At 30.7% G+C, this 12,966-nt stretch carries 11 protein-coding genes; all 11 read right to left on the bottom strand.

What is annotated here, in order from left to right; all coding sequences use genetic code 11:
- Window positions 1-18: 18 nt before the first annotated feature.
- The 11 genes from NHF50_RS10355 to NHF50_RS10305 all read right to left on the bottom strand — a co-directional run bounded on the left by NHF50_RS10355 (window position 19) and on the right by NHF50_RS10305 (window position 12,928).
- Window positions 19-702 carry a DUF4230 domain-containing protein gene (locus tag NHF50_RS10355; protein WP_252776287.1) on the bottom strand — a complete coding sequence of 228 codons (684 nt, stop codon included), beginning with the start codon at window positions 700-702 and terminating at the stop codon, window positions 19-21.
- A 28-nt stretch (window positions 703-730) separates the two neighbouring features.
- On the bottom strand, window positions 731-1,387 hold the full coding sequence (locus NHF50_RS10350) for a response regulator transcription factor (protein ID WP_252776285.1): 657 nt from the start codon (window positions 1,385-1,387) through the stop codon (window positions 731-733).
- A 5-nt stretch (window positions 1,388-1,392) separates the two neighbouring features.
- Window positions 1,393-2,118 (bottom strand): DUF6498-containing protein, encoded by a 726-nt coding sequence (locus NHF50_RS10345; protein ID WP_252776284.1) that lies wholly within the window; start codon window positions 2,116-2,118, stop codon window positions 1,393-1,395.
- 5 nt (window positions 2,119-2,123) lie between these two features.
- Window positions 2,124-4,208, bottom strand: a complete 2,085-nt coding sequence (locus NHF50_RS10340; RefSeq protein ID WP_252776282.1) for an OmpA family protein — start codon at window positions 4,206-4,208, stop codon at window positions 2,124-2,126.
- A gap of 72 nt (window positions 4,209-4,280) precedes the next feature.
- Window positions 4,281-6,230 carry a sensor histidine kinase gene (locus NHF50_RS10335; protein WP_252776280.1) on the bottom strand — a complete coding sequence of 650 codons (1,950 nt, stop codon included), beginning with the start codon at window positions 6,228-6,230 and terminating at the stop codon, window positions 4,281-4,283.
- Window positions 6,231-6,309: 79 nt separating this feature from the next.
- Window positions 6,310-8,073, bottom strand: coding sequence for a tetratricopeptide repeat protein (locus NHF50_RS10330; RefSeq protein ID WP_252776277.1), 1,764 nt, complete (start codon window positions 8,071-8,073; stop codon window positions 6,310-6,312).
- A gap of 91 nt (window positions 8,074-8,164) precedes the next feature.
- Entirely contained in the window at window positions 8,165-9,175 is a 1,011-nt protein-coding gene (locus tag NHF50_RS10325; protein ID WP_252776275.1) for a hypothetical protein, read from the bottom strand.
- Window positions 9,168-10,130, bottom strand: coding sequence for a hypothetical protein (locus tag NHF50_RS10320; RefSeq protein ID WP_252776273.1), 963 nt, complete (start codon window positions 10,128-10,130; stop codon window positions 9,168-9,170). The genes NHF50_RS10325 and NHF50_RS10320 overlap by 8 nt, the downstream gene beginning before the upstream one ends.
- A 62-nt stretch (window positions 10,131-10,192) precedes the next feature.
- Window positions 10,193-11,245 (bottom strand): hypothetical protein, encoded by a 1,053-nt coding sequence (locus NHF50_RS10315; RefSeq protein WP_252776271.1) that lies wholly within the window; start codon window positions 11,243-11,245, stop codon window positions 10,193-10,195.
- 108 nt (window positions 11,246-11,353) lie between these two features.
- Window positions 11,354-11,836: a hypothetical protein gene (locus NHF50_RS10310; protein ID WP_146193446.1), complete on the bottom strand. Its 483-nt coding sequence runs from the start codon at window positions 11,834-11,836 to the stop codon at window positions 11,354-11,356.
- Window positions 11,837-11,914: 78 nt separating this feature from the next.
- Complete coding sequence (locus NHF50_RS10305) at window positions 11,915-12,928, bottom strand: GSCFA domain-containing protein (protein WP_109569593.1); 1,014 nt, start codon at window positions 12,926-12,928, stop codon at window positions 11,915-11,917.
- Between the last annotated feature and the right edge of the window lie 38 nt (window positions 12,929-12,966).

Raw genomic sequence — 12,966 nt, 5'->3', positions numbered from 1 at the left:
GATCAGCGTTTTTTTATATCAGGGAGTCAGCCCTTTAATAAAATCTGAATCTTTCTGAATGATATTTCCGTTGTATTCTAACGTCCACCCCATTGTATTGGTTAGGATCAAAAGTTTAGAAAGTTCACTCAGCAAACGATTTTCGGCATTCGACTTTAACGTTGATTGTTCAACTTTCTTTGTAATGACTTCTTTTACTTTTTGATTGATCTTATTATAATCTTCTGCCCCGAAAGGGTTGAAACGACTTTGATTAATATCATAGAATTGTAGTTCCTGATTGATCTTGAGTTCCGGTTCAGGAACATAGGTTATGGTTATGGTTTTCTTTTCCTGATCAATGTTATATTTTATCTGACGTAAGTCATAAGCAATGGTAACATTGGCATTGGCTACAATCAAAGCTTTTTTTTCAAAAGAAACCAAATCCATTAAATATTTCTGCTGATCTTTATAAGTGACTACTTCAGAAAATTTCCCTTCTGTTACTATTAGTTTACCGACATTCTTAATTTCTTTTTCAATTAAATCGGAATTAAATGTTACGCTGTCTTCTTTTTTTTGAGTGAAATATTGGTACCCAAAATAAAAAACAACTGCTATAATAATAATATAAATAGCCTTTCCTGATTTAAAAATAGCCTGAATAACGGGGGTTACTATATTTTTAATTTGGGTTTCGGTAGAAGTATTTCGTGCCATAGATACAAATTTTACTACACGAAGATACTTAAATTAAGTTATTCTTTTTAGCCTTTTGTACTGCTTCCAGTTTTGAATGGACTTGTAATTTTGAATAAATATTTTCGATATGCTTACGGACAGTTGAGGGCGACAAAAATAAATTCTCCGCGATTACCGTATAGCTCAGTCCTTTGCTTAACTGTTCTAAAACGTCTATCTCTCGTGATGATAATTTTATTTCTTCTGATTCTGTCTGGTCTTCTTCAAAATTTATAGGATTTCGGAGCAGTTTTAATGTTTTTAAAGCAATTGACGGCGTCATAGCGGCTCCGCCTGATAAGGTTTCCTGAATTCCCTGATAGAGTGAATTGGGATCTACTTCTTTTAACAAATAACCATCGGCACCCGCCTTAATAGCATTAAATATATTTTCATCATTATCGAAAACCGTCAGCATAATGATTTTGATCTGAGGATAGCGCTGTTTAATCTCAAGGGTTGCTTCAATTCCGTTCATCATCGGCATTTCAATATCCATCAACAATACTTCAAGATTTTTGTCTTTCGCTAATTTTTCTATTATCTCCTGACCGTTATTAGCTGTATATTTTATTTGGATATCATTAAAAAAAGATAATTTTTCTTTAATGGCATTAATCAAAAAACTATTATCATCTATAATTGCTAATCGGATATTTTGCATATTATTTATTCTTTTATGATCATTTTTAAAAATGAAACGGCTTGTTCTTTTTTCTCTACATCTTCTTCGTCTAAATTAATAATAAATTTATGAAGTACTTTATTGAAAAAATGTTCGTTATTTTTGGCTTTATCCATAGCTACATCTATTATTGTTCTGACAACGATTAATACAATCGCTACCGCAATACCGGATTTCCCGAAAATAATGAAAAAGCCCGGTAAAATAGCTACAATTTGTTGAATGATGATCCTAATATAAGGCTGAAACATATACAACTCAACTCTTAAGCCTTTATAATAATCAGATTTGTAAAAATTAAACCAAAACTTTAAAAAATTGGTTATAATCAAAAAGACTAAACCAATTTTAATTCCTTCTAAGCCTAATATGGTATTAATATTTTGCAGCCCGAATGAATCGGTAATACGATCATCTGCAAAAGAGAGAAAAAGGAAGAAAAAGGATGTTTGCAAGAATACAAAGAACCCATAATGAATAATGAAAAAGAATGTAAAAAACACTCCCATCCCTTTTTCTTCTTTAGAGTTTCCTTTTTTGAATGTCAATACAAACATCTTTAATACATGAAAAGCACCTATAATGACGGTTTCCACTGCATATAAAATCACCATTTCGGTTGCACTGATTTTCCCTGTTAGCAACAACAGCAAGTAGAACAATGCCATTAACCAAACGGACTGGTTTTCTTTTGTAAAAAAATGCGTCAATTTCATTACAATTCAATAATTACAAATTCCACTCTCCTATTCTGTTGTTTCCCTTCTTCGGTTTCATTGGTTGCAATAAACTTGGTTTCACCATATCCCTTTGCCGTTAATCGATCTTTTGCAATTCCCTTGTCTGTCAGATAGTTCATAACGGCATTAGCTCTCTTATTAGAAAGTGTCATGTTATTTGTATCTGAACCTACTGCATCTGTATGACCTGCAATTTCAATCGTAAGCTTTTGATTTTCTCGTAATACTTTGTACAATCTATCCAATTCGGCATTAGACTCCGGTAACAAATCATATTTTCCGGAATCAAAGAAAATATTGTTTAAGCGTATGGTTTGTCCTTTTTCTATCGGGTTCAGATATAAATTGACTGTAATCTCTTTATATTCTTTTAAATCGGACAAATCTACGTTTTGTGTTACCGCAAAATATCCTTCTTTTTGTGCCATAAAACTATACTTTTCGCCAAATGGCAATACAATGCTGTAACTTCCGTTTGTAGGATCTGAAATTGCAGTTCCAAGCTCTTTATCGGTTACTAAATTATTGTAAACTATAGTTGTCGAAAGTATTTCATTTGTCTTGGCATCAAACACTTTCCCTTTTACGAGAACTACAGGATCTTGTTTTACAGAATTGTCAATTTCCCAAATATCCCTTGAACGTGACAAATATGCTTTGTCTCCTTTTGCGGATAAAAATATACTTAACTCTGTTTTTTTGGAATTAATAACATTTCCCAAATTTTTTGGAGGTGACCAATTTTGCCAGGTATCATCCAGGCGTTTCGTTACAAATAAATCATAACCTCCATAGCCTTTATGTCCTCTTGAAGCAAAATACAATGTTTTTCCGTCGGAAGCTAAAAAAGGGTTCGTTTCGTCTTCAAAAGTGTTAACTACGTTTCCTAAATGTACCGGTTTTGACCATAAATTTTCTCCTTCTAAAAAACTAACATATAGATCCTTTTTTCCTAATCCCTGATCTTTTCTTTCCACAGACATTATCAAATGCTTGTTATCATTAGCTAAAAAATAACCTACATACATGTTAACATTGGCATAGTCTTTTATGGTCATCGATTTCGGTATTTCCCAACCTGCAGCGGTCTTCCTTGAAACCGAAACTCCTGAACCGGCAGCTTTGCCGTCTTCGGTATACCGATTTCCTAACAAGAGCATGTTGTTATCAGGTGAAGAAGAGATTACAAAATTATAATCCTCATTATTTAATGGTTTTCCCATATTTTTAAGCGCTGTCCAATTTCCCTGTTCGTCTTTTACGGAATACCAAATATCGTCTTTATTTCCACCAAGGTTCAAATCACAATCTTTCCTGTCTACATATAAGTATTGTCCGTCTGCAGAAATAACAGGATTCGTTTCTTCGTATTCTTTTGACGAAATAAACTCAGGAAGTTTTTCTATTTTTACATTGGGATCAAACGAATCAACTACATCTATTTCAATTGGAAACCGGGTAACTTTTACCTCATCTACTACAATGGTCATATTAGCATCTAAAATGAATCCGATCTTTGAGCCATAATAATCACGTTCTCCTGACCGATGTACTAAATTTCCATTCAAATACACAAAGATCAGATTTGCTCTTTTTTCAACTTTAAAATAATTGTTCTTGTTTTTACCGTTAATAAACGGATATGACTTCCAAGCTGAATAATAATCGAATGTTCCGTTTAGATATTGATACAATTGTAGTTGCTTATCAGGAGTAACTCTAAAAACGTCATAGTACGAATTGTCGTTATAACCGGACCACACGAGACCGTAAGTAGCATTTTCTTTTTTAAAATCGGTTACTTTGATATTTACTTCAAGGTCAAAATCAACTTGATCGGGATTAAAATCAAATGAAGATAGATTATAGAGTAGCCATTTCGTTTTTTCATTATCTATATTTTCGATAACTAATGCGTCTCTTTTTATGTACGCTTTAAAATTATCGCTAGTGGTAACCCATTTGTTTTTGTCGTCTTTAAAAGAATCATGAAAAACAACTGTTTGAGATTGTATTGTTATTGTGAACAATATAAAAAAGACAAGAGTAATTTTTTTCATTTAAAAAAAGGTTGATTATTCCCCAAAAATGAAAAAATGTCCATTTTAAGTCAATACGACAATTGCCCTATTTTAATACAGTAACGAAACGATTGTTCCGGTAGAACCGGATTCAAACTTTATCTTGCAATTACTTTCTAAAGCTCTTTTTTTAATTGAATTTAAGCCATTTCCAGAAGAATTGTCTGAAACATCAAATCCATTACCATTGTCTTTAATTATAACTTCTATTTGTTGATTTACTTTGTTTACAATAACTTCTATTTTTGTTGCTTTTGCATGTTTAACTGCATTATTTACACTTTCTTGAATAATGCGATAAATATTCATTCCGTCTTTAGAATTGAAAGATGTTTCTTTGGGGAGATTACAGGTAAACTCAAATGAAATGCCGTATAAGGATACTTTTGCCTGTTCGATAAAGTTTGAAATTCGGGTTTTAAAGTCTTCTACCGATATCTCATCTTTATTCATAGCCCAGATTGTGTCCCGAAGTTCTGTTATTGTCTCTTTAGTAAACTGGCTGATATTTGATAATTTCTGAATTACTTTTTCTTCGCCATTCGTTAAAAACATTTTTAAACTATCGATTGAAGATATTATAAATGTTAATTGCGCACCAATGTTGTCATGCAAATCTCTGGAAATTGCTAAACGTTGTTCTTGTAATCTATTATTGGTCTCTATTTTCAATAATGCTTCTGAAAGTTCTTTTTCTTTTTGTAATTGTTTGTTTTTAAATCTTTGTTGGCTTAAAAACATCCATGATAAAAGAAGAATGCTCAAAATTATAAATCCTGAAATGAGCAATAGATTATTTTTATTTTTTATGCGAAGTTCGCGCTCGGCAACTTTTACCTTTTCTTGAGCTAAATCTTTTTCTTTTTTCTCTGTTTCATATTTTACTTCTAACTCCTGGAAAAATTCAGCACTTTCTTCTTTAAACTTTTGGGTAGTTTTTTCGTAAAATTTAGAATTGTAATAAGAACCTTTTTCGATATCCCCTATCGTATAATAAGCTTCTGCTAAAGGCTTGTATACTTCAACTTCATAGTCTTTATTCTCACTGGACAACTGTAGCTCATTTAAACATAATTCGCCATAGCGAATAGTTTCTCCGGGTTGTTTAAGTTTTATATAAACCTTAGCCAGACTACTATATAAATTAACCTTAGTTTTAGAATTAATTGGTACTTCTTTCGGTCGGTTCAATGATTGCAAATATAAATCACGTGCTTTTTGATAATTTCCCGATTTATATTCAACAGAGGCCAGACCTTCGATAGCTGTATAATATTCGTTACCGGGATTGATCTGTTTGGCTAATGCAATGGATTCTTCAAATGATTCTTTTGCTTTTTTCATTTGAGAAAGCTCTTTATAACAAATTCCTAAATTATTATGACTTGCAATTTGTGCTGCTATATATTTGGTTTGCTTTCGTAATTTAAGTGCTTTTAAATGATAATTTATTGCTTTGTCATACAAATGCATTTCCTGATAAATTAGTCCGATATTGTTGTAATTAGCATCTATATTTCCTCTTTGCTTTTCCGGTATTTTTTGGTTCAGTTTTATAGATTCAAAATAATAGTTGAGTGCTTTTTCAAAATTACCCTGATTCCAGTTGTACATTCCTAAATTATTTAGCGTATGACCCTCATGCACTAAAAATTTATTTTTTCTGCTATATTCTAAAGACTTTTCAAAAAAGTACTTTGCCGAATCTGATTTTCCGTTTACGTCGTAATAAATACCTTTTATTCCCAACAAAGAATTATATCCAAACTTTTCATTAGCTGCAAGTGCAATTGCCTCAGAAGTATCAATTAATTCTTTTGCCTTTTTTTTATCGCTAAAAAGGTATTTCCAAACAATTTGGTTATAAACTGCTACTTTAGTCGAATCGTTTTTTGTAGTATTGATTATATGATATAGACTATCTGTTTTAGTTTGTTGGGAAAAAACAGAAAAAAAAGAAAATACAACTAAAATAGAAACCTTAAACTTCAGAATCATCATTCTTAAAAATAATGTTAAACGAGGTTAAATTAGTTATTTTTATCTACTCAATCAATCTTAAAGATGAAATTTATAGGCATTATGCATTCAGATATATCTTTATAGTGGTTCCGTTCTCATTTGATACCAAATTTATTTTTGCATTTAGTTCAGCAGCTCTTTTATGAACAGAATTTAATCCGTTTCCTTTTTCCGTTTCTAAAACGCTAAAGCCATTGCCATTATCCTCTATTGTAACTATAATTTGATTGTTAATTTTCTGTATTGAAACTTCAATTTTAGAAGCCTTTGCATGTTTTATCGCATTATTTACACTTTCTTGAATAATGCGATAAATATTCATTCCGTCACGTGAATAAAATGGTGTTAACTCTGTTGCTTTTAAATTACTTATAAAATTAAACAGGATACCACTTAAAGAAATTTTAGCATTCTCTATAAAATTTGAAATGCGTGTTTCTAAATCTTCAACTGTAATTTCTTCTTTGTTCATAGCCCATATAGTATCGCGCAATTCAATAATTGTTTCTTTGGTAAAGGAACTAATATTCGTTAACTTTTCATCTACTTTCGGATTTTGGTTTCTTAAAGCATATTTTAAATTATCGATAGATGAGATAATAAAAGTTAATTGTGCCCCTATGTTATCGTGCAAGTCTCTTGAAATTTGAAGACGTTGCTCTTGTAATTTATTTTGTGTTTCAATTTTTAATAACGCATCTCTTAACTGGTTTTCTTTTTGTAATTGAATGTTTTTTAATTTCTGCTTGTTATAAATAAAGTAACCTAACAAAACTGAAATTAATAACAATGCTAAAACAATAATGATGTACATGTTTTTTTCGGCTAACTGTGCACGCTGTAAAAGTATTTGGCGTTCTTTTTCTTCTGTATTAAATTTTGTGTCAAGTTCAGCTTGCTTTATTCGTATCTCAATACCGGCCAGACTATCTTTATACACTACATATTTTTTAAAATTATCTAATGCCGCTTTATAGTTATTATTCAATTCATAAGCATCAGATATTCTTTGTAAATTATCTTGTGTCAGATAAGTATACTTATGTTTTTTACTATATCCAATTGCCTTCTTAAAATATTGTATCGATTTATCCAAATCTTTAATCTCATAATAATAGGTTCCAAAGAAATTCAGACTTTCTGCAATTCCTATTTTATCGTCAATATTAAGCCTGATTTTATAGGCTTTATCAAAATTTCTTTTTGCTTCATTAAATCTCTTTTCTGTCAAATGTAACAATCCGATTTTATTAAGACTATAAGGAATTCCGATACTATCTTTCTGTATTTCTTTAATTTTTAATGATTTGTTGTAAAAATAAAAAGCGCTATCGTATTCCAGCTTCATTTCTTTCAGCACGCCATAATTGTCATATAATATTTTTAATTCTGAATCATTTTTTAATCTTTCTGCTAATTTTATTCCTTTTTGCATATAACCTATTGCTTCCGGCAAATTTCTTCGTTTCATCTGGTATCCGAACTCGCCGTAAACTTTAGCTACTTTATTCCATTTTTTTTGACTTTGAAAAGACTTAATTGCCAACACATTGTATTTATGACTTAATTCGTATTTCCCTTGGTAATAATATATTAAACCCAGGTTCTCATAACTTTCAGCAATACCGATCTGATAATTGTTTGCTTGTGCTTTGGCTAAATTATTTTTAAAGACTTTTTCGGAATCAAAAAGGTTTTCAATCTTCTTATTGAAAGGTCTATTATTTATAGAATCAATCTCTCTAATGGCTGAACTTTGTGCAAAAAACATCTGGCAATATGCCAATTGTATCAAAAAAGACAAATAAAAATTAAGCTTCATTTTCATTATTCTAATAAGTATGTAAACTTAATTTAGGTCGTTAGTAAAAAAAATACGGCAATTGCCGTATTTACTCTCCTCTTTTTTGAAATCAATTTCTGTTTTTCTTTTTTATGCTTTTAATCACAAAATAAATCCCGAAAACTCCAAAAGCAAAAGGGGTTATAAAGGCTAAAATTAAGGCTACCACCGGTAGAAAGGACCAAAAATCAGGTTCTATCTCATAAGGATTTTTTGAAATAAATGGTTTAGTGGTTCTAAATTCAGTTTGCTGAGAAAAAACATCTATTTGATTAAACAAATCTTCTGACTGGTCTAAAAAATATTGAAAATTAAAATTGGGTATTTTTTCTCCATATGTAACAATCAGATTGTCTTTTGGTATTGGTGAAAAATCAGTTTTAGCTCCGATTAAAATTGTTTCATCTTGATTAACCTGAAAATTAAAATGAGAAGAAATTCCGGCAATATCGCTAATTTTTAATCCGTCTTTAAGTTCTACTATAAATTTCCCTTTCTCAATTGGTTGTTTCCAAACACTACCGGATTCCAGCAAATAAATAAAAGCATTTTTCTGTTTTTGAGTATATCCTTTTGTAATCCCTCCTTCATTGGTATTAACTAAAAAATAAACTTCAATTTCCTTAATTTCCTTTGGGCTGAAAGCCACGAACCAGGTAAACCAATTCTCATTTTTAAAAACTGTAGCGTTACCCGAATCGCCGATCAGCATTTCATTGATGGGTAATTCATTTCCGCTTGCTTTGATCTTAAATTTATACAACGAATCTAATTGTACTTGATTTAAATCGGCTTCACCGCCATTGTAAATTCCGTTTATGGGATATCCCATTGTAAAATGCAATTTCTCATTTGAATTATTAACCATTTTATACGTTCCTTTAACTACTGCAAAACCTTTATATAATTGAATATAAATGGACTCTTCCTGCATTTGGACCTTTTTGTAGGTCAGTGAATCTTGTGGAAATAACATGCTAAAAGCTGTTCCGCCGGCATTGTAAATCCCAGGCTGTGAAACATTGGAACAAAAGGCTATAAGAATTACCAAATAGAAAATAGGGCCAATCTTTTTAGTCATTCAATTTTGACTTTAACTCATTAACTAAAAAAATATTGAATTCTGTTGAACCACTAATGCTTCCGTCAGCATAGGTGATTTTTCTGAAAACATAATAAGTGTACTTGTTATAACGATTATCAACCCCTGCTTTAGCAATCCAATCGTTATTCTGATTTTGTTTTAAAACTTCTCTCACATCAATTTTACGGTAGATTTCATTTCTATCATTAAAAAAATTTTCTTTTAATTGTCTATTTGACAGTTCTTCATATTTTATTTCCGATTCTATACCGTTCATATTCTGAATGGGTTCGGGATAGTTCATTTGTAACATGATGAATTCATTGTCATCTTCCAGATATGCTTTAAGAAATGTATCGTTTGAATAATATTCTAAAGCCGGTTTTTCATCAATATACAATTTAATAGTTTCAGATTGTACGGTATCTTTTGAAAAAAATTGAGTAACCGATTTTAACAACTTCTCTTTTTCATAGTAAAACTTCTCAACCGAATAATTATTAGCATAAATTCCTTTTATCTCAGCGAGCTTATTGCTTTTATCATAAGAAAAAAGAAAATCATTTTTGTATTGAGAAGATTGATATGTCTTTTTGATCAAGTTGTTCTTTTTATCATATTGATATGTAAGAATTGCGTTGAAACCAGGTCTGTTCTTTACCAATATTTCTCTTTTTACCAATAATCCATTGTCATACGTAGAATTTTCGGAAGTTGCACTCGCATATTTGCCAAACACGTGATATTCATGATGAATGATATTACCATTCTCATCAAATTCATAACTATCACTTGATTTATCGGTAACCGATTTATCTTCCATAGCATAAGAAAAAGATTCTACTTTTTTAATCTTTCTTGTAAAACCTAAATCTTTATAATTAACATCAGGCTGTTGTGCGTAACTTAAAAAGCTAAAACCGATGCATAAAAGTGTTATGTATTTTTTCATATAAAACGTAAATAAAAAAGCTGAACCTTAAACGGAACAGCTTTACAGTATTGAATTAAAATTTAATCTAAGATATTTTGAATATGTGCTTTAATGAAAGCTTTTCCGCCTTTTACAACGCCTTTTTTATACTCTTCTGCATCGACAGGTAAAATATAACTATTTGCTACTGTAATATTCTGAGCTCTGTATACTTTGCCAAAAGCTGTTTCTGTTCCGATGTAATCTTCATCATTTTTAGCTTCATTTTTTATCGTTGTATTTACAAAAGCACCTTCTATTGTAATATCGTTTTTAAGGTTTCCTATGTAACTCACGTCTGGTGAACCTCCAATCGGGTTTCTTCCGCAAGTAAATTCAATTTGACTTTGAGCCGAAATATCAACTTGTTTTTTCTTTCCTATTGTCAATGCTCTCAGTTTACTTACTTCTTTCTCATTTATAGCTTTTACATTATCATAAGCGACAATTCTTAATTGCGTTTCCACTTTAATATTTGCGCTTTTATTCTTTTGGGACCATGAATTTTTATCTTCTATAAAAAATACAAACAACGTTACATTTGCTACAACTGCATCTTCTAAATCTTTAGATAGTTTTGAACTATAATTCATTTTCAAAAAATTTTCATTTGACGAATAAAATGCATAATCAGAAGGGTGAACTGAAGCTACTCCCGGAAAAACATTATAATCTACCGGATAATTTTCAATACGTTCTCTTCCTTTAAACGCATCTGTATTTTCGTAATTTTTACCATCAACAAACTCATATCCTTTTTGATCCAACTGGCTTTTAAAATCAGAAAACAATTCATCCGTAATATCTTTAAAATCTTGTTCGGTTAAATTATCTAAACCTAAAAAAAGTTTTGATTTAGCGTCTCCTTTTAATACATTGCCTAGCATTCCTCCTTTTGACGTTTTTTCCTTTTGGTTATAAAACTGATAATGCACTACAAAATCATTTACGAATATTTTTTTAGGCTTCTTCTTTAATTGATTTGTTCCTGTGCTTCTGTCTTTAATTTTAAATTCACTTATAGTTTGCGAATTTATACTTGTCACAAGTAACAGACTTATAACAAATAACATACTGTTTAATAGTTTTCTCATGATTATTTTTTAGAGTATACAATACAAAACGTTCAATAGTAAAACGAGTGCTACTAAAACTTTGAAAGCAACTAACAGAATACTATGGAATTGGATCTTAAACATTTTCTATTTGATTAACATTTCCGTATCTTTCTGTAAGCTCAAATCCAAAGCGCTTTTATACAATTTTAATGCTCCGATCAACGACTTTTGAGTAAAGCCTCCTTCAGTAAAAAAGTAGTAGTAATACCCCACATTATTAGCCTTTTCTGAGTAAACAATCTTAATTAAGGCTACTTCTCCATTTATCTTATTCATTAATTCTAATACTTTCTCTTTATTCACTTTATCTGAAAGTTTGTAAACTCCTGACAAAGTAACATATCTCTTACTAGCATCTATATCGATATAAACAGAATAAGTATCTTTTACTTTAATATAAGTATCTGAAACCTCTTCAACCTTTATATAGGCATTTTCAAAAGTTTCTTTTAAAAACTGAGGGGTAACTTCATCTGAAGATATAAGCTTTTGTGCTGTAATTGAATTAGATAAAGAAAAAAAGAGAATCAAAAAATAAAAAAATGCAGATAGTTTTAGTGTCTTCATAAGTGTAAATTTTTTATTATTAGTTGAAACAAAATTCACAAAAACAAGTACACTATGAAATACGGCAAATGCCCTATTTTAAGAAAATTTTAAGAACGGGAACTGACTTTGAAGCATTTGTATTTTTCCTTCTAACTTATTAAGGAATAAAATATGTTGCTCTGTATCCGGATTAAAAGGCTTATGAGCCAGTCCCTTTTGAATAGCCTCTACAGACTTCATCACAGATGCTGTTTCAGCAGTAAAAAAGGATTGGGAAAATTTTTCCCATATATAATCGATCGCTACTCGATTAGGATGTAACATATCGGCTTCAAAAAAGCGGTAATCACGAAGTTCATCCATAACCATTTCGTAGCTTGGGAAATAGTTGATACTACTTTCAGTTCGACCGGAATCGAAAACTTTTAATGCTTTATTTTGGATTTTATCTCTCGACTTCGATCGAGATGACAAAAGTATATTTATAGCTGAAAACAAATTTCCTTTGCTTACATTATTTTCAAAAAAACCATCTTTAATATGACGAACCGGGGAAACGGTAAAAATGAATTTCACATCCGAATTTATGGATTGAATCAACGAAACGATAGTCTGCAAGCTCAACTCATTCTCTTCAACCGAGAGCAACTCTTTAGTAAACTCCTTTTGTGGAACTTTATGGCAATTAGCCACGATTTGCTCCGTTTCTCTTAATCTATACACCCACGATGTTCCTAAGGTAATGAGACAATGTGTTAGTTTATGAATTTGTTGATTTACGGAATCAATGAGCTGGTTTAATTCCTTCAGAAACTCTTCTTTGTTTGGATTTGACAATTCGGAATGAACTTCATAACAATGCCATAAATCATTATGAAAGAAAATATCTTTTTCAGCAAAATAGTCCTTTTCAACTACTCTTTTGACCAATTTTTCTAAAGAAACTGCATTAAAGATAATTCCGAATGGATTTACATGAGCCTGAAATTTATAATACTCGAATTTAGACCCGATATTTTCAGCAAAACAGGAACCTAATAGCAAAAGACCGGAATGGTAATCAATCTTACATTCACTTTGCAGAACAGGTATTTCAGTGCGGAATTGCATGTAATTAATTTGAGAATATGCTAATTATTTTTCAAATA

This window comes from Flavobacterium sp. NRK F10 (assembly GCF_024054235.1).
GTDB classification, from domain to species: Bacteria; Bacteroidota; Bacteroidia; order Flavobacteriales; family Flavobacteriaceae; genus Flavobacterium; species Flavobacterium sediminis.
Note: the sequence above shows the minus strand (reverse complement) of the source record. Positions and strands in the feature narration are given on the sequence as shown.

Excerpts from the sequence above, each read along its gene's own strand:
- NHF50_RS10355 (WP_252776287.1), bottom strand. The coding sequence starts at position 702 with ATGGCACGAAATACTTCTACCGAAACCCAAATTAAAAATATAGTAACC.
- NHF50_RS10350 (WP_252776285.1), bottom strand. The coding sequence starts at position 1,387 with ATGCAAAATATCCGATTAGCAATTATAGATGATAATAGTTTTTTGATT.
- NHF50_RS10340 (WP_252776282.1), bottom strand. The coding sequence starts at position 4,208 with ATGAAAAAAATTACTCTTGTCTTTTTTATATTGTTCACAATAACAATA.
- NHF50_RS10335 (WP_252776280.1), bottom strand. The coding sequence starts at position 6,230 with ATGATGATTCTGAAGTTTAAGGTTTCTATTTTAGTTGTATTTTCTTTT.
- NHF50_RS10330 (WP_252776277.1), bottom strand. The coding sequence starts at position 8,073 with ATGAAGCTTAATTTTTATTTGTCTTTTTTGATACAATTGGCATATTGC.
- NHF50_RS10325 (WP_252776275.1), bottom strand. The coding sequence starts at position 9,175 with ATGACTAAAAAGATTGGCCCTATTTTCTATTTGGTAATTCTTATAGCC.
- NHF50_RS10320 (WP_252776273.1), bottom strand. The coding sequence starts at position 10,130 with ATGAAAAAATACATAACACTTTTATGCATCGGTTTTAGCTTTTTAAGT.
- NHF50_RS10315 (WP_252776271.1), bottom strand. The coding sequence starts at position 11,245 with ATGAGAAAACTATTAAACAGTATGTTATTTGTTATAAGTCTGTTACTT.
- NHF50_RS10310 (WP_146193446.1), bottom strand. The coding sequence starts at position 11,836 with ATGAAGACACTAAAACTATCTGCATTTTTTTATTTTTTGATTCTCTTT.
- NHF50_RS10305 (WP_109569593.1), bottom strand. The coding sequence starts at position 12,928 with ATGCAATTCCGCACTGAAATACCTGTTCTGCAAAGTGAATGTAAGATT.